At 63.2% G+C, this 16,537-nt stretch carries 18 protein-coding genes; 13 read left to right on the top strand and 5 right to left on the bottom strand.

Going from position 1 to position 16,537, the window contains the following annotated elements; all coding sequences use genetic code 11:
- Nucleotides 1-26: 26 nt before the first annotated feature.
- The 4 genes from gatC (at nucleotide 27) to AB7D48_RS03010 (ending at nucleotide 3,863) form a co-directional block, all read left to right on the top strand.
- On the top strand, nucleotides 27-314 hold the full coding sequence (gatC, locus tag AB7D48_RS03025; protein WP_427975840.1) for an Asp-tRNA(Asn)/Glu-tRNA(Gln) amidotransferase subunit GatC: 288 nt from the start codon (nucleotides 27-29) through the stop codon (nucleotides 312-314).
- Nucleotides 311-1,786, top strand: coding sequence for an Asp-tRNA(Asn)/Glu-tRNA(Gln) amidotransferase subunit GatA (gatA, locus tag AB7D48_RS03020; RefSeq protein WP_427975839.1), 1,476 nt, complete (start codon nucleotides 311-313; stop codon nucleotides 1,784-1,786). Before gatC ends, gatA begins: the two co-directional genes overlap by 4 nt.
- Nucleotides 1,786-3,237 carry an Asp-tRNA(Asn)/Glu-tRNA(Gln) amidotransferase subunit GatB gene (gene gatB / locus AB7D48_RS03015; RefSeq protein WP_427975838.1) on the top strand — a complete coding sequence of 484 codons (1,452 nt, stop codon included), beginning with the start codon at nucleotides 1,786-1,788 and terminating at the stop codon, nucleotides 3,235-3,237. Before gatA ends, gatB begins: the two co-directional genes overlap by 1 nt.
- Before the next feature lie 80 nt (nucleotides 3,238-3,317).
- On the top strand, nucleotides 3,318-3,863 hold the full coding sequence (locus AB7D48_RS03010; protein ID WP_427975837.1) for a flavin reductase family protein: 546 nt from the start codon (nucleotides 3,318-3,320) through the stop codon (nucleotides 3,861-3,863).
- Between the two features lie 161 nt (nucleotides 3,864-4,024).
- Here AB7D48_RS03010 and AB7D48_RS03005 read toward each other — a convergent pair whose 3' ends face one another.
- Nucleotides 4,025-4,696: a hypothetical protein gene (locus tag AB7D48_RS03005; protein ID WP_427975836.1), complete on the bottom strand. Its 672-nt coding sequence runs from the start codon at nucleotides 4,694-4,696 to the stop codon at nucleotides 4,025-4,027.
- A 164-nt stretch (nucleotides 4,697-4,860) separates the two neighbouring features.
- Entirely contained in the window at nucleotides 4,861-5,841 is a 981-nt protein-coding gene (locus tag AB7D48_RS03000; RefSeq protein ID WP_427975835.1) for a Gfo/Idh/MocA family protein, read from the bottom strand.
- An 85-nt stretch (nucleotides 5,842-5,926) separates the two neighbouring features.
- Between AB7D48_RS03000 and secD the strand changes: the two genes are divergently transcribed.
- The 3 genes from secD (at nucleotide 5,927) to AB7D48_RS02985 (ending at nucleotide 9,373) form a co-directional block, all read left to right on the top strand.
- Nucleotides 5,927-7,507, top strand: a complete 1,581-nt coding sequence (gene secD / locus AB7D48_RS02995; RefSeq protein ID WP_427975834.1) for a protein translocase subunit SecD — start codon at nucleotides 5,927-5,929, stop codon at nucleotides 7,505-7,507.
- 8 nt (nucleotides 7,508-7,515) lie between these two features.
- A complete protein-coding gene (secF, locus tag AB7D48_RS02990; protein ID WP_427975833.1) occupies nucleotides 7,516-8,472 on the top strand; it encodes a protein translocase subunit SecF in 957 nt (318 codons plus the stop codon).
- Between the two features lie 136 nt (nucleotides 8,473-8,608).
- Nucleotides 8,609-9,373, top strand: a complete 765-nt coding sequence (locus AB7D48_RS02985) for an EAL domain-containing protein (protein ID WP_427975832.1) — start codon at nucleotides 8,609-8,611, stop codon at nucleotides 9,371-9,373.
- A gap of 88 nt (nucleotides 9,374-9,461) precedes the next feature.
- On the opposite strand, the gene AB7D48_RS02980 is transcribed toward AB7D48_RS02985, so the two are convergent.
- Together AB7D48_RS02980 and AB7D48_RS02975 are read right to left on the bottom strand one after the other, a co-directional pair.
- Entirely contained in the window at nucleotides 9,462-10,418 is a 957-nt protein-coding gene (locus tag AB7D48_RS02980; RefSeq protein ID WP_427975831.1) for an MBL fold metallo-hydrolase, read from the bottom strand.
- A 44-nt stretch (nucleotides 10,419-10,462) separates the two neighbouring features.
- Nucleotides 10,463-10,603 (bottom strand): hypothetical protein, encoded by a 141-nt coding sequence (locus AB7D48_RS02975; RefSeq protein WP_427975830.1) that lies wholly within the window; start codon nucleotides 10,601-10,603, stop codon nucleotides 10,463-10,465.
- Nucleotides 10,604-10,816: 213 nt separating this feature from the next.
- Here AB7D48_RS02975 and AB7D48_RS02970 point away from each other — a divergent pair, with 213 nt between their 5' ends.
- Nucleotides 10,817-11,191, top strand: coding sequence for a hypothetical protein (locus AB7D48_RS02970; protein WP_427975829.1), 375 nt, complete (start codon nucleotides 10,817-10,819; stop codon nucleotides 11,189-11,191).
- 50 nt (nucleotides 11,192-11,241) lie between these two features.
- Nucleotides 11,242-12,510, top strand: a complete 1,269-nt coding sequence (locus tag AB7D48_RS02965) for a DUF445 domain-containing protein (RefSeq protein ID WP_427975828.1) — start codon at nucleotides 11,242-11,244, stop codon at nucleotides 12,508-12,510.
- A gap of 142 nt (nucleotides 12,511-12,652) precedes the next feature.
- On the opposite strand, the gene AB7D48_RS02960 is transcribed toward AB7D48_RS02965, so the two are convergent.
- Complete coding sequence (locus AB7D48_RS02960) at nucleotides 12,653-13,342, bottom strand: fumarylacetoacetate hydrolase family protein (protein WP_427975827.1); 690 nt, start codon at nucleotides 13,340-13,342, stop codon at nucleotides 12,653-12,655.
- 53 nt (nucleotides 13,343-13,395) lie between these two features.
- On the opposite strand from AB7D48_RS02960, the gene AB7D48_RS02955 reads away from it, so the two are divergent.
- The 4 genes from AB7D48_RS02955 (at nucleotide 13,396) to AB7D48_RS02940 (ending at nucleotide 16,535) form a co-directional block, all read left to right on the top strand.
- Complete coding sequence (locus AB7D48_RS02955; RefSeq protein WP_427975826.1) at nucleotides 13,396-13,893, top strand: invasion associated locus B family protein; 498 nt, start codon at nucleotides 13,396-13,398, stop codon at nucleotides 13,891-13,893.
- Nucleotides 13,884-15,050 (top strand): 23S rRNA (adenine(2503)-C(2))-methyltransferase RlmN, encoded by a 1,167-nt coding sequence (gene rlmN, locus AB7D48_RS02950; RefSeq protein WP_427975825.1) that lies wholly within the window; start codon nucleotides 13,884-13,886, stop codon nucleotides 15,048-15,050. The genes AB7D48_RS02955 and rlmN overlap by 10 nt, the downstream gene beginning before the upstream one ends.
- A 167-nt stretch (nucleotides 15,051-15,217) precedes the next feature.
- Entirely contained in the window at nucleotides 15,218-15,910 is a 693-nt protein-coding gene (locus AB7D48_RS02945; protein WP_427975824.1) for an SDR family oxidoreductase, read from the top strand.
- Nucleotides 15,911-15,989: 79 nt separating this feature from the next.
- Nucleotides 15,990-16,535: a PadR family transcriptional regulator gene (locus tag AB7D48_RS02940; protein ID WP_427975823.1), complete on the top strand. Its 546-nt coding sequence runs from the start codon at nucleotides 15,990-15,992 to the stop codon at nucleotides 16,533-16,535.
- The last annotated feature ends 2 nt before the right edge of the window (nucleotides 16,536-16,537 follow it).

Genomic DNA, 16,537 nt, shown 5'->3' with positions numbered 1-16,537 from the left:
GGATTTTTTAGCCAAGGGATTTGGGTATGTCGCTGGACGCCGCAACGGTACGCCGGATTGCGAAACTGGCCCGTATAAGGGTGAATGAGGAAGAGGTTTCCACCCTCCAGAACGAGCTGAACGCCATTCTGGGCTATGTGGAGCAACTCGCCGAGGTGAATGTGGAGGGGGTGGAGCCGCTCTCCGGCGGCGCGCAAATGGCGCTGCGCCAGCGTGAGGACAAGCTCACCGACGGGGATATGGCGGAGAAAATCCTGGCCAACGCGCCGGACCGTATTGGAAACTTCTTTGCCGTGCCGAAAGTGGTGGAATGAGCATTTTTGATTTGAGTGTCGCCGGGGCCGCCAAGGCGCTGAAAGCGAAAGACATTTCAGCCGTGGAGCTGACCACGGCCTATAATGGGGCGGTGGCGGCGCTGAATCCGCGCCTGAACGCCTATATCACCACCACGCCGGAGCTGGCGCTGGAGCAGGCCAAGGCGGCGGATGCCCGTATCGCGGATGGCAGCGCCACGCCGCTGACCGGCATCCCCATCGCCATGAAGGATCTGTTCTGCACCGAGGGGGTGCGCACCACGGCGGCCAGCAGAATCCTGGAGCCCTTCATCCCGCCTTATGAGAGCACGGTCTCGGCCAAGCTGAAGGCGGCGGGCGCGGTGATGCTGGGCAAGGCCAATCTGGACGAGTTCGCCATGGGCTCCTCCAACATCACCTCCTTCCATGGCTCGGTCGAGAATCCCTGGAAGCGCCAGGGCTCGGACGCCAAGCTGGTGCCGGGCGGCTCCTCCGGCGGCTCCGCCGCCGCCGTGGCCGCGCGCATGGCCCTGGCCGCCACGGGCACGGATACGGGCGGCTCCATCCGCCAGCCCGCCGCCTTCACGGGCCTGGCCGGCATCAAGCCCACCTATGGGCGCTGCTCGCGCTGGGGCGTGGTGGCCTTCGCCTCCTCGCTGGACCAGCCCGGCCCGATGGCCCGCGATGTGGAAGACAACGCCCTGCTGCTGAATGCCATGGCGGGGTTCGACGCGAAGGATTCCACCTCCGCCGAGCGCGCGGTGCCGGATTTCACCGCCGCCCTGAACCGTGGCGTGAAGGGCATGAAAATCGGCATTCCCGCCGAATACCGGCTGGAGGGCACCAACCCCGAGATTCTGGCGCTGTGGGACAAGGGCATCGAATGGCTGAGGGCGCAGGGCGCGGAGATTATCGACATCTCCCTCCCCCACACCAAATACGGCCTGCCGGTGTATTATATCGTCGCCCCGGCCGAGGCATCCTCCAACCTCGCCCGCTATGACGGCGTGCGGTTTGGCAAGCGCGTGGATGGCGAGGACCTCATCGACCTTTACGAACGCACCCGCGCCGAAGGGTTCGGGGCCGAGGTGAAGCGGCGCATCATGATCGGCACCTATGTGCTGAGCCATGGCTATTACGATGCCTATTATCTGAAGGCGCAGAAGGTGCGGAATTTGATCCTGAAGGATTTCACCGACGCCTTCTCCACGGTCGACGCCATCCTCACCCCCACCGCGCCCTCTCCCGCCTTCGCGCACGGAGAGAAGATGGACGATCCGGTGACGATGTATCTCAACGACGTGTTCACCGTGCCCGCCTCGCTGGCTGGTGTGCCCGCCATGAGCGTGCCGGCCGGGCTCTCCGCCGAAGGGCTGCCGCTTGGCCTGCAAATCATCGGCAAGCATTTTGACGAGGAAACGGTGTTCGCGGTCTCGGCCGCCATCGAAAACGCGGCGGGCTTTTCGGCCCTGCCTGAAGTGCGAGCGAAATAATGGCTTATACGCTGGAAGGGCGCACCGGCGCCTGGGAAGTCGTGGTCGGGCTGGAAGTGCACGCCCAGGTGATTTCCGAATCAAAGCTATTCTCCGGAGCCTCGGCCACCTATGGCGGCGCGCCGAATGAGCATGTGTCCTTCATCGATGCCGGGTTCCCCGGCATGCTGCCGGTCATCAACAAGGAATGCGTGGCCCAGGCCGTGCGCACCGGGTTGGGGCTGAAGGCGCGGATCAATCTGTTCTCGCGCTTCGACCGCAAGAATTATTTCTACGCGGATCTGCCGCAAGGCTATCAGATCAGCCAGTTCGCGCACCCGATCGTCGGCACCGGCACTGTCGAGATCGAGTTGCAGGACGGCACGATCAAGCAGATCGGCATCACCAGGCTGCATCTGGAGCAGGATGCGGGCAAGTCGATGCATGACCAGCATCCGAGCAAATCGGTCATCGATCTCAACCGCGCGGGCGTGGGGCTGATGGAAATCGTCTCCGAGCCGGATATACGCTCCCCCGAGGAGGCCGGGGCGTATCTGCGCAAGATCCGCCAGATCGTGCGCTATCTCGGCACCTGCGACGGCAATATGGAGGAAGGCTCCATGCGCGCGGACGTGAACGTGTCCGTGCGCAAGACAGGCGAGGCTTTCCGCACGCGCTGCGAGATCAAGAACGTCAATTCCGTGCGCTTTGTGATGCATGCGGTGGAGGCCGAGGCGCTGCGCCAGATCGAGGTCTGGGAATCCGGCGGTGAGGTGGTGCAGGAAACCCGGCTTTACGACCCCTCCAAGGGGGAAACACGCTCCATGCGCTCCAAGGAGGACGCGCATGATTACCGCTATTTCCCCGAGCCGGACCTGTTGCCGCTGATCCTGGAGCAGGACTGGGTGGATGGGCTGAAAGCCAGGCTGCCCGAACTGCCGGACGAAAAGCGCGCGCGCTTCTGCGCCGAATACGCCATTCCCTTCTACGATGCGGGCGTGCTGGTGGCCGACCAGGCGACGGCGGATTTTTATGAATCCGTGGCCAAGGGACGCGACGGCAAGCTGACCGCCAACTGGATGTCCGGCGATTTCTTCGCCGCCATGAACCGCACCGGCAAGAGCATCGAGAACCCGCCCGTTTCGGCCAAGGATCTCGGCGCGCTTCTGGACCTCATCACCGACAAGACCATCAATGGCCGCATCGCCAAGGACGTGTTCGAGGCGATGGTGGAAACCGGCAAGGCGCCCGGCGCCATCGTCGAGGAAAAGGGGCTGCGCCAGGTGACGGACACGGGGGCCATCGACACCGCCGTGACCAAGGTTTTGGCGGACAACCAGGACAAGGTGGCCGAATACAAGGCCGGCAAGGAGAAATTATTCGGCTTCTTCGTCGGCCAGGTGATGAAGGCCATGCAGGGCAAGGGCAACCCGGCCCTGGTGAACGAGGCCGTGAAAAAGCAGCTCGGCTGAGAAACTCATGGCTGACGCGCAACATTGCGCGGCTCAGCTTGACCAGGATCAAACCCCGCCCTCACGGGCGGGGTTTATTCATGCCCGCCATGATGAAAACCCTGCCGCTCGAAAAGGTCTATCAATTCATCGAACCCGGCCCGGTGGTTCTGCTGACCACCCAGGCCCCGGGGGCGAAGCCGAATGTCATGACCATGTCCTGGCATATGATGCTGGATTTCGAGCCGCCGCTCATTGGCTGCGTGGTGGCGCAAGGCAATTACAGTTTCGCGGCGCTGAAGAAGACCAAGCAATGCGTGCTCGCCGTGCCGCCCGCGGAACTGGCCAAGACCGTTACCGATATTGGCAATTGCACGGGTGGGGACACGGACAAGTTCGCCACATTCGACCTCACCCCCCTGCCCGCCTCGCATGTCGAGGCGCCGCTGATCGGCGAGGCGATCGTGAATCTGGAATGCAGGGTGAAGGACGCGAAGATGGTGAGCCGCTATAATCTCTTCGTGCTGGAATGCGTGAAGGCCTGGGAAAACCCCAAGCTCAAGGACGCCCCGATGCTGCATCACCGGGGCTATGGGCATTTTTCCGTGGATGGCGAACACATCCACATGAAATCGAAAATGCGATAGACAATCCGGCCTCAGGCGAGCGATGGGAGATTATCCCGGGCTGGCTGGGCGGGCACGGGCCATTGCGCGAGGGCGCCGCGCGCACCCCCTGCGGTTAGGCGGGTTTCATCTCTTTGTGGTGAAGCCGTGATGTATGCGGGGGGCAACCAAAGTCCGCATCCTCAAATATCGTCGAATGAGGTGATGAGCTGCGACGCATCCGGTGGATCGTAGCCCATGAATATGGTTTTTGAATTCTGCGGGTCCATGCCCTGAGACCGCAACACCGCGCTGTTCATCATGAGCCATTTGCCCTCATGCTTCACGGCGATAATATAATGCTCATACAAAGTTACGAACTTCCTGGGGTGGCTGAGTTGCGTCGTCAACTGCAACTGGTAGGCCCCCGTGGGCTCTCCGGCATAATCGGCGAAGCCAATTCTACAGACTATATCGCCCTTCATGCTTTCCGCGGGAAGCTTGGCGATGCTGCAGGAATTTTTGTCATGATGAAACCGGAACATATTGTTCTCGCGGCGCGTCACGACCGTCGAGCATCCATTCATGCCGCCGGTCAGCACAATCGTTCCATCCGGCTGGCCCACCGGCACATCGCAGATGCCAACGCTGTCGCCAAAGGTGATATATGGATAATACCAGTCGCCGCCCGAGGTCGCGGTCACGCCCAGCCGGTAAATATTATCATTGAGCTGAGTGCAGGTGACGGTGCATGGGCCACCGGTCTTGCCGATTGTATAAACTTCCGGTTCGACCACGAATCTATAGCGTTCCATGGTCGATTGCGGATTGACCCGCAAAAGCTCAACGACCGCACTGCTAACCGAAGCCGACATCTTTCCTCCCCCAGCTCTATCGCAAGGCGCCAAGGCAAGGACCGATTGACCGCTCCCCCTTCCACCCGGTGAGGAAGGGGCCTTCAAAACAAAATCTTGTCAATCGTTTTCAATGAACAACAGACGCTGAGCATCCAACAATTCGTTACCCGGATATTGCCCGGTCAGTCGAATTTCGGAATCAACCCGCTCGCCTCGGCCATCGCCCGGCTTTCGGCGATCGACCGGCTCACCATCAGCGCCGCCGCCAGGGCCTGCTTACCCGCCAGCCCGTCCACCACCACCTTCGCCCCATCCAGGCAGGCGGCGAAAAACGCCTCGTGCTCGGCCGACAACGCGTCATGGTCCTGCCAGCCCGCCTGTTCGATGCCAAATTCCGGAAATCCCGGCACCTTGGTGCCGATGCCGCGCCCCACCAGCGTGAGTTTCCGGGCGGAGAAATCCACGGTCAGATAACCGGTCTGGGAAAAGATCCGCATCTTGCGCTCGGTCTTCAAGGAGATACGGCTGGCCGTGATCGTCGCCACGGCGCCGCTCGCGAAGCGGATGCGGGCATTGGCGATGTCGTCGAGGGCACTGGCGACGGGCGCGCCGACCGCATCCACGCTCACCACCTCGGAATCCGCCAAGGTCAAGATCAGGTCGAGATCGTGGATCATCAGGTCGAGAATGACCGAAACATCCGTGCCGCGCGGCTTGAAGGGGGCAATGCGCACCGCCTCGATATAAAGCGGGCGGCCCATGCGCGAGGACAATGCCCCATGCGCGGCGGAAAACCGCTCCAGATGCCCGACTTGCAGCACCACTCCGGCCTGACGCGCCAGCCCGATCAGCTCATCCGCCTGGTCCAAGGTCGCGGCGATGGGCTTTTCCACCAGCACATGCTTGCCCGCCCGCAGCGCCCGGGCCGCATGCTCGTAATGAAACTCCGCCGGGGCGGCAATGATCACCGCATCGGCTCCGGCCAGGATCTCCTCCACGGTTTTCACCGGGCAGCCCGCTTCCCAGGCGACCTCCTTCGCGCGGGCCGGATTCGGATCCGCCAGCCCAATGAACCGCGCACGGGCCGCGCCCGCCAGTTTCAACGCATGGTAGCGGCCAAAATGCCCCGCCCCGATCAAGCCCACCTGCAAACGCTCGCTCATGTCTTTAGCGCTCTATTCCGCTCCGGGGTTGCGCGCAACGCCATGGCCCGCCATACGGCAAGCGGTTTGGCATTTTTCGGAGCCCGTGTTGCTTTATTTCAGCCGTGCGAAGACTTTCGGTATCCTGCTCGTCTGCGCGCTGGGGATATTGCTCAGCCTGCCCAATCTCTGGGCCAGGCCGGGCTGGTGGCCCAGCTTCATGCCCTGGAGTCAGGTGCATCTGGGGTTGGACCTCAAGGGCGGTTCCTATTTGCTGCTCCAGATCGACACCAAGGCCATCCAGAAGCAGGATCTGGACAGTCTGGTCGGCCAAGCGCGGCAGACGCTCATCAAGGCCGGGCTCGGCTACAAGGACCTGCACGCGGATCTGACCACCCATAAGGTGACGCTGACACCGCTGGATGGCCAGGCCGACCAGGCCCTGAAGGCGCTGCGGGGGCTGATCACCTATCAACCCAACTCCCCCACCCCGAGTCTGGCCGTGGCGCAACAGCCGGACGGCTCCATCGCCCTTTCCATTCCCACTCAGACGCAGACCCAGCGCGACACCCAGGCGGTGGATCAGGCGATCACCATCATCCAGCGCCGTATCGACGGCTCCGGTGTGCTGAACCCCGTCATCCAGCGCCAGGGTTCCGACCAGATCGTGGTTCAGCTTCCCGGCATCTCGGACCCCGAGCATGTGAAGAAACTGATCGGCACCACCGCGCATATGACCTTTCAGATGGTCGATTCCTCCGCCGTACCCGGTCAGCCCGCCCCTCTGGGCGATGAGTGGCTGCCAATGTCCAACGACCCGCGGCAGAAACTCGCGGTGCTGACCAATGTGGCCGTGGATGGCGCCAGCCTGCAAAACGCCCAGGCCAGCACCGACCCGCAAACCGGCCAATGGGTGGTGAATTTCACGCTCAATGCCGTCGGCGCCCGCGAGTTCGCCGACACCACGACCGAGAATGTCGGCAAGCTCTTCGCCATCGTGCTGGATGGCAAGATCATCGAGGCGCCGGTCATCCGCGAGCCGATCACCGGCGGGTCGGGTCAGATCTCCGGCAATTTCACCGCCCAATCGGCCACCGACCTGGCGTTGCTGCTGCGCGCGGGCGCCCTGCCAGCCCCCTTGAACATCGTGGAAGAACAGAGCGTGGGGCCAGAGCTCGGGGCGGACGCCATCCGCGCCGGCGCCATTTCGCTCGCCGTCGGCTTCCTGCTGGTGCTGTTCTTCATGGCGCTGTTCTACGGGTTGTTCGGCTGGTTCGCGAATATCGCGCTGATCGCCAATCTCGTGCTGATGCTGGCCATCCTCTCGGCGATGGGCGCCACGCTCACCCTGCCCGGCATGGCTGGCATCCTGCTGACGCTAGGCATGGCGGTGGATGCGAACATCCTGATCAATGAGCGTGTGCGCGAGGAGGTGAAGAACGGCCGCAAGCCGCTGGCCGCCCTGGAGGCCGGTTATAAGCGCGCCTATGGCACCATCATCGACTCCAACGTGACCACGCTGCTGGCGCATATCACCTTGTTCACCTTCGGCTCGCCGCCGGTGCGGGGCTTCGCCGTTACCATCTGTGCCGGCATCATCACCACCATGTTCACCGCCACGGTGCTGGTGCGCCTCATCACCTCGCGCTGGTATGCCGCGCGCCGTCCCGCCTCTCTGCCCGTCTAGGAGCGATCATGTTTTATAAACCGGCATTCCGCTTCGTCCCGGACGGAACGAAAATCCGTTTCATGAATGGCCGTTTCGCGGGGCTCATCGTCTCCGCGATCCTGTCCGTGACATCGATCGTCCTGTTCTTCCATCCCGGCCTGAACATGGGGCTGGATTTCAGGGGTGGCGTGGTCCTACAGGTTCAGACCCCGCAAAAGGCGGATTTTCCGGCCCTGCGCGCGGCACTGGCCGGTGCGGGGCTCAACGACGCGGCGCTGCAATCGGTGGGCAGCCAGGGTAATCAGGTGCGGATCAGCCTGGAAAGCCGGGACAGCGCCGCCGCCACCCAGACCGCCATCGGCAAGGTGCAGGAGGCGCTGAGCAAGGCCGCCCCCGGCGCCAAGATCCAATCCACCCAGGCTGTCGGCGCCTCGGTATCGGACCAGCTTTTCGTACAGGGCCTGGAGGCGCTCGGCCTCTCCTTCCTGATGATCCTGATCTATATCTGGTTCCGGTTTGAATGGCAGTTCGCCGTCGGCGCGGTGGCCACGCTGCTCCTGGACACCACCAAGGCCATCGGGTTCATGGTCATTACCCGCATCCCGTTCGATCTGGTGACCATCGCGGCGATTCTCACCATCATCGGCTATTCGACCAACGACAAGGTGGTGGTCTATGACCGGGTCCGGGAAAATCTCCGCAAATACAAAACCATGAATTTGCGCGAGTTGATCGACCTTTCGATCAACGAGACGTTGAACCGTACGCTCGGCACCTCCGGCACCGTGTTCCTGGCCGCCTTGCCGCTCGCCTTGTTCGGCGGCTCAGCACTCTCCGGCTTTGCCTGGATCATGTTGTTCGGCATCGTGGTCGGCACCTCCTCCTCCATCTTCATCGCGGCCCCCATCCTGCTCTTCCTGGGCGAGCACCGCCTGCGCCGTTCCGCCGCCGCGCCGAAAAAACCAAATGAAAAGAAAGCGTAAAACCATGAAACGGGTTTGCCGCGCGCGGTGATCTTATCGCTAACAGGCTGATTTTTCTGTCGCATCCTCCAAACAAAGCTGTTACACCAAGGCTTGTGAGATTTTGGAACAAATCGCGGCAATTTAGACAATGCACATGAAGGCGCCCGCATCGGAACTCGCCGCCACGCTATGTCTGCATTATCAACCCATCGTCCGCCTGGACGATGGCGCGTTGTGCCATGTGGAGGTTCTGGCCAGAACCACCGCCGATAACGGGCATTTGCTGGGCCCGCAAACCATCGTGGCGGCCATGGGCAGCGCCGACCAGGCTTTGCGCCTGACCAGCGCGATCATGGATCTCGCTTTGTCGGAATATCGCCTGCACGGCCTTGCCGCCCACCGCCTGACATTGGCTTTCAATCTCCCGCTCAACCTGCTGCTGAACCCAGACACGCCGGACTGGATCGAGACATTGCGCGCCAAGCACGGCCTGCCCGTGGAACATTTGCGATTCGAACTGACGGAGACCGAGCCGGTGCGCGACCTGGAACTGGCGGCGGCGGGTATCGCCGGGCTGCGCCGGGCCGGGTATCTGCTGGCTCTCGACGATATTGTGCCCACCACGCCGCTTCTGAGCGCGTTGATGCAGACATCCCTCGGCGCGGTGAAGCTGGACCGTTCCGTGATCCTGGATGAAAGCCCGGACTCGCAGGCCTTTATCCGCGAGATCACCCGCCGCGCCACGGCCAACGGACAGGATATTGTGGCCGAGGGCATCGAAACCCCCGCGCAGCTCTGCCAGATGCGCGACCAAGGCGTCAGCCATGGCCAGGGATTTTTATTGTCCCCGCCGCTGGCGGTGGACGGGTTGGCGGCGTGGCTGGCGGCCCGGCCCGCCAAAACCGAGACAAGCATGTGAAGACGTTCATCCGGTTCAGATGGCATCTGACCGGAATGGCGCTTTACTATCCTGAATCTGCGACCCTTCGGATTTCAGGGGCGGGGCTTTAATGCGATGAAGCCGCCCGGGCCCGCAGCCCGAAGCGCCGCACGCCATCCGCCCGCAAGCCCGAGACACGCCCGCGCCAAGCCTTGTTATGCTCGGCCATGGCGGCCAGGGCCAGATTGTCCGGATGTGTCTGGGCTTCCGGCTCAAGCTCGCCCACCGTGCCTTCCTGCTTGAGCTTCAGCAGATGCGCCAGGACATTGCGCTGCGCCGCGGCTTTCAGGAACAAATCCGCCTTGCCATAAAGCTTCGCGGCCAGCCCCGCCACACTCCAATCCCGCTCGGCCAACGCCGCCAGCACGGCGCGCTCACGCCGCTGCCTGTGCGCCAGCAGCTCCGCCGTGAGCTGGCGCGGCTGCGCCAGCAACGGGCCATGGCCCGGCAGGAACACATCGTCGTCGCGCCGCAGAAGCGCCTCCAGCGAGCGGTAATAATCGCCCATGTCCCCCTCCGGCGGGCTGACGATGGAAGAGGACCAGGACATCACATGATCCCCGCTGAACAGGGCCTTGCGGCCATCGCGCGCATGATGCGCGAAGCATAGATGATCCGCCGCATGGCCCGGTGTGTGCACCGCCGTGAAGCCGTGCACCGCATCGCCATCCGCCAATTCGATATCGGGTTTGAAGCCTGCCTTGGCCGGGCTCTTGAAAGCGGCCACCGGCGCGCCCGTGGCCGCCGCCAGGGCCGGCAAGGCGCCGAAATGGTCCGCATGGGTGTGGGTCAACAGAATCAGCGTGACGGGGCGCGCCCCGGCGGCGGCGAGAAGGTCGCGCACATGCGCCTCATCCTCCGGCCCGGGATCAATCACCGCCAGCCCGGCGGCGGCTTCCACCAGATAGCTGTTGGTTCCATGATAGGTCATCACGCCTGGATTATCGGCGACAATCCGGCTGACCCCCCGCATGACTTCAATCGCGGCGCCGCGCGGCGGAACCGGCTCGACAAGAAACCCCATGCCCGCATCATGGCCGATGGGGCGGGGTTTGGGCAATCATCCGTTCAGCCGAACGTGTAGCCCGCCCATAACACGCCCAGCACCAGCGCCACGCAAATGACCGCCAGCAGCACGGGCAGCACCACGCCATTCGAGCGGGAACGGCTCAACCCGTGCGGGGCATGCCGCCCGCTTCGTCCTGGCATATTCATAGTATCCTTCATAATTATTTATAATCATTGCTCCGCGCCTCCATCTTGCGATGGCGTCTTGGACGGTGTCTGAATGTCTCGCTTTCTTCCCGATAGGGAAATTATGCGCTTCAGCCTTCTGTCATTGCAACAAAAACCGTGTATGGCCCGTTGTCCTGACCGGGGAATCCGGCAATTCTGGACACGCCAATGGCTAGGGAGCGCTTCATGGCCAAACGCATCGCATGGCTGGCCTGCATGTTGACCGCATGGGCGGGGGCGGCCCTGGCGCAATCCATCGCGCCGAATGGCCTGTCCGGCCCGGATGAGAGCCCGGCCTGCGCCGCGGTCGGTGGAATCGGCTCCAACTCCGATTGCCGGCGCAATGGCGTGCAGGTGAACACGGGCTCCGGCCTTGCCATGAGCCCGGACGATCAATGCGTCTCCGTCGGCGGCTGGTCGGAGGGGTTCGCCTGTTTCAGGGGCAACCAGCAGATCGACCCGAAAACGGGCGCGCCTCTTCAACGGGGCGAGCTGGGCTATGAGCCGCAACTCGAAAACCAGCCGCCATTGTCCCCCGGCACCGGGCTTGGGCAGGACTAACCCGCCCGCGCGTGAGTCGACTAACCCACCAGGGCGGGTAATCTAGCCGCATGGCCCCGCCGCAAGATCCCGATTCCGCCCTGCGCGCCAATTTCCGCCGCCACAAGCTGTTCGCATCGGCCCTGCTTGTGCTGATGGCCGCCCTGGCGCTGGGCAGTTACTGGCTGCCCGCCTCCTCCTGGTCCGATCTGCTGCGCGATGCGGCAAAGGCCGGGTTCATCGGCGGCGTGGCGGACTGGTTCGCCGTTACCGCCTTGTTCCGCCATCCGCTTGGCCTGCCGATTCCGCATACCGCCATCCTGCCCGCGCAAAAACAGCGCCTGGGCGATGCGCTGGGCCGGTTTGTCGCCAACCATGTGTTCACGGAAGCCGATATTCGCAAATTGCTCGGCAATCTCGATGCCGCCGCGATTCTGCGCCGGTTCCTCACCGACCCGGCGGCGGCGCGGCCGCTGGCCGAGGCCCTGGCCGGAATGCTGCCCAAGCTGCTTGCCACCATAGAGGATGGGCGGGCCCGGCGGCTGCTCAACAAGCTGTTGCCCAAGCTGATCGGTGGGCGGGCGGCGGGGGTGGTGGTGGCCCGCGCCTTGGCCGGGCTGGTGGAAGGCGGCAAGCATCAGGAGATGTTTTCCTTCATCCTGGCCCAGGTGAAGGAGACGCTGGCCGCGCGGGAGGAAAATCTGCGCGATGCGATCAAGGAGCGGGTGGCCGAGCATGGCGGCAAGCTGGTCGGCTGGGCGGTGGGTGCCACCATCGCCAAGCGCGTGCTTTCGGCCGTGAATGCGGAGCTGGACAAGATCGGCCCTGATTCCTCGGAAATCCGCGATGCCTTCGATGAATGGATCCGCGCCGAGATCGCCAAGCTGGAAAGCGACCCCGCGCGGGCCGCCGAGCTTGGCCAGGCCCTGAAAGGCGTGCTGGCGCATGAAACCGTGCAAGCCTGGATCTGGGATGTATGGGCGCGCATGCGCCGGGCGCTGGAGATGGACGCCGCCAGCCCGCAGGGCCGCTCCGTGGCGGTGATCGAAGCCGCCTTGGCCAATCTGGCGGATGTTCTTGGTCAGGACCAGGCGGCGCAAGCCAAGCTCAACAACGCCGCCCAGGGCGCGGTGCTGCGGCTGCTGCCCAGCGCCCAGGCGGAGGGAGCCAAATTCATCGGCCATGTGATCGGCGCCTGGGATGCGAAGACGGTGACCGAGAAGCTGGAACTGCGCGTGGGCAAGGACCTGCAATATATCCGGGTGAATGGAACGCTGGTCGGCTTTCTGCTCGGCGCGGCGCTGAATTTGCTCTTCCGCCTTGCCCCGGCGCATCCTTAGGAATGGATTTAAGAATTTATTGAAACAAATTGAAATTTTTAGAAAACTTCAGGCTCCTGGAGGTTTTCCCTCCCGGAGCCTGGTTCTTTTTTACCCAAACGGACCAGGCCCCAAAGATATATGAGAGGGGGCCGGGGCGAAGCTAAACGATTTTTGTCTGTAACGATCCGACGCCCGCGATGGCGCCTTCCAGCACATCGCCACGGCGCAACGGGCCAACCCCTTCCGGCGTGCCTGTGAAAATCAAATCTCCAGGCGCCAGCGCCACCAGCCGGGACAGGCAGGCGATGATTTCCGGTACCCGCCAGATCTGATCCGCCAGATCGCCATCCTGACGCAATTGGCCATTCACCTTCAGCGTGATCCGGCCCTTGGCCGGATGGCCGATCCGCGCGGCGGGCTGGATGTCGCCGAGGGGGGCGGACGCATCGAAGCCCTTCGCCATGTCCCATGGGCGGCGCATGGCCTTGGCCTCCTCCTGCAGGTCACGCCGGGTGAGGTCGAGCCCCACCGCGTAGCCATAGACATGCGCCAGCGCCGTGGCCTCGGGAATGGCAGCCCCCCCCTTGCCGATGGCCACCACCAGCTCGATCTCGTGATGCAAATTCTCCGTCATGGGCGGATAGGGCGTGTCCGCTCCGCTTGTCACCAGCGCGTCCGCCGGTTTGGTGAAGAAAAAAGGCGGCTCGCGCTCCGGGTCAGCGCCCATCTCGCGCGCATGAGCGGCGTAATTGCGCCCCACGCAGAAGAGCCGCCGCACCGGAAACGTGCCAGCCTCTTGCGCCACCGGCGCGACAATCCGCGCTGGCGCGGGAAACACATGGATACTCATCGAACATACTCCATTACTTGGATGCTCCGGACGGGTGGTTTATGGTGCGGAGCATGAAATCTCTGCTCGCAACCACGATCCTCGCCCTGGTTCCCACCTTTGCCCTGGCCGCGGGCCCCAGCCCGCTCGGCCCCAACGGGGGCAAATATGGGGACTGGACCGCCGCGACCTATGGCAGCGGCGCTTCGAAAATCTGCTATGCCTTCACCATCGCGCAAAGCTCAACCCCCAGCCTGAAATCCCGTGGCAAGGTGATGCTCACCGTGACAAACCGCAAGAGCTCGCATGATGAGGTGTCCATCACCTCAGGCTATGACTATCCGAAGGACGCCAAGGTAAAACTAACCGTCGGCAACAAGGATTTCGATTTCTATACGCAAAAGAACGTCGCCTTCACCGTGTCCGGCAAATCCGCCATACCGGCGTTCCAGGCCGGGAATATCGCCGTGGCCACCGGCCCGGCGCCGACCGGCAAGGCCAATGTGACGGATAAATTCTCCCTGGCCGGCTTCTCCGCCGCGTATAAGGCCATTTCCGGCGCATGCTCGTAACCCCCGACCTGACCGCCGCCGAGCGCGAGCGCATTCTGGCCAAGGCGGCGCATTTTTCGCCGCCGCCTTATGTGCTGCCCGATGGGCGGCGCGATCTGGTCGGGCTGTCGCGCGAGGAGCTGCTGGCGGAGATGGACGCCTTCGGCGAGAAACCGTTCCGCGCCAAACAGCTCTGGCACTGGATCTACCATCAGGGCGCGCGGGATTTTTCCGCCATGTCCAACATCGCCAGGCCCTTGCAGGAAAAACTGGCGCAGCACTTCGTCATAGGCCGGCCGGACGTGGCGACGGACCAGCTTTCCAAGGATGAGACACGTAAATTCCTGTTCCGCTTTCGCGATCATGAGGCGGTGGAGACGGTCTATATCCCCGACAAGCAGGAAGATCGCGGCGCGGTGTGCCTCTCCTCCCAGGTGGGCTGCACCCTCTCCTGCCGCTTTTGCCATACCGGCACGCAACGGCTGGCGCGCAACCTTTCGGCGGCGGAAATCGTCGGCCAGTTCATGGCCGCGCGCGACGCCTATGGCGAATGGCCCTCCCCAAAGGGTGAAACGCCGCGCCTGCTCTCCACCATCGTGCTGATGGGCATGGGCGAACCGCTTTATAATTACGAGAATGTCGCAAAGGCCATGAGAATCGTCATGGATGGCGAGGGCATCGCGCTCTCACGCCGGCGGATCACCCTTTCCACCTCCGGCGTGGTGCCGATGATGGACCGGGCCGGGGCGGAGCTGGGGGTCAACCTCGCCGTCTCGCTGCATGCGGTGCGCGACGATCTGCGCGACGAGCTGGTGCCGCTGAACCGCAAATACCCGATCGAGGAGCTGATCGCGGCCTGCCGGCGCTATCCCGGCGCCAGCAATGCGCGGCGCATCACGTTTGAATATGTCATGTTGAAGGGCGTCAATGATTCCGAGGCCGAGGCGCGGGAGCTGGTGCGCCTGATCGCCGGGCTGCCCGCCAAGGTGAATCTGATCCCCTTCAATCCCTGGCCTGGGTCCGCCTATGAACCCTCCACGCCGGAAGCGCTGAAAAAATTCGCCGCCATCGTGATGAAAGCGGGCTATGCCTCGCCCATCCGCACACCGCGCGGGCGCGACATTCTGGCCGCTTGCGGGCAGCTAAAAAGTACCGTGGAGCGAAACGCGGCCGAATAAACGCCTTGTTTCCAACAAAAACCGGCCCTTCTGGCCGGTTTTTTCATATTCCGGCCACAAAGCCGCCCGCAGCGTTTCTTTACTTTGTGAAATACCAGACGGCTTGAAGGCACCCGCGCGCGGGCAGAGATTCAAGCGCGGCGGACACAGAGCAGGAGAAGCGGGACATGGGCGTATATCTGATCAGCGGCGGCGCGCGGGGCATCGGGGCAAAGATCGCCGATTGCCTGGCGCAGAATGGCCACCGCACGGTCGTGGCCGACAAGGTCAAGCCCGCCGGCGGCAAGGCCCGTGCCGTGAATTGCGACGTTTCCGACCCCGCCCAGGTCGCCAGCCTGATCACCGGCATCGAAACCATCGAGGAACGGCTGGACGGCATTGTCTGCAATGCCGGAACGATGATCCGCAAGCCCTTGGAGGATTTGACGCCCGAGGAATGGAACAGCGTACTGGCCACCAACCTCACCAGCGCCTTTCTGCTGGTGCGCGCCGGCGCCAAAATGCTGCGCGCCGCGAGGGGAGCCGTGGTGACCATCGCTTCCAGCCGCGCCCATATGTCCGAGCCCGACACGGAAGCCTATGCCGCCTCCAAGGGCGGGCTGCTGGCGCTGACCCATGCGCTGGCCATCAGCCTGGGGCCGGATGTGCGGGTAAACTGCATCTCCCCGGGCTGGATCGATACCGGTCACGAACCCATCCGTGCCGAGGATGGCACCCAGCATCCGGCGGGGCGTGTCGGCAGAACCCAGGACATCGCGGAACTGGCCGCCTATCTCCTCAGCCCCAAGGCCGAGTTCATCACTGGCGCGGAGATCATCGCCGACGGCGGGATGACACGAAAAATGATCTACCAAGCGTGAAAGGTGAAAGCGTCTTGACTTTCGACTGTGTTTAGATATATCTAACATTATCTAAACCAAGGAAAGGATACGTCTCGTCATGAGATCCAGACATCATATGCAATTCATGTGCGGCGAGGGCCCGCGCCAGGAGCGCCGCTTCATGCGGATGGAACGTGGTTTCGGGCGCCGTGGCGGCGGCCGGCTGCTGGAGCAAGGCGATCTGCGCACGCTCGTTCTGCACCTGATCAGCGAAGCGCCGCGCCACGGCTATGAACTGATCAAGGCCATCGAGGAGATGACCGGCGGCGCCTATGCCCCCAGCCCCGGCGTCATCTACCCGACGCTGACCATGCTCGAAGAGCTTGGCCAGGTTGTCGCCGCCACCGAGGGCAGCAAGCGCCTGTTCAGCATCACCGATGCCGGGCGGGAAGCCCTGGCCCCCGCCAAACCCGCGCTGGACATCATGCTGGCGCGGCTCTCCGCCGGCCCCTCGCGCGATGCCATCATGCCGGTCAGGCGGGCGATGGAGAATCTCAAGATGGCGCTGCGCATGAAGCTCGGCAATCGCGGCAACGATGCCGAGACGATGCGCAAGGCCACCGCCATGATCGACGATCTCGTCCACAAGATCGAGGAGCTTTGATC

This window comes from Acidocella sp., assembly GCF_050253495.1.
In the GTDB taxonomy this organism is placed as follows: Bacteria; Pseudomonadota; Alphaproteobacteria; order Acetobacterales; family Acetobacteraceae; genus Acidocella.
Note: the sequence above shows the minus strand (reverse complement) of the source record. Positions and strands in the feature narration are given on the sequence as shown.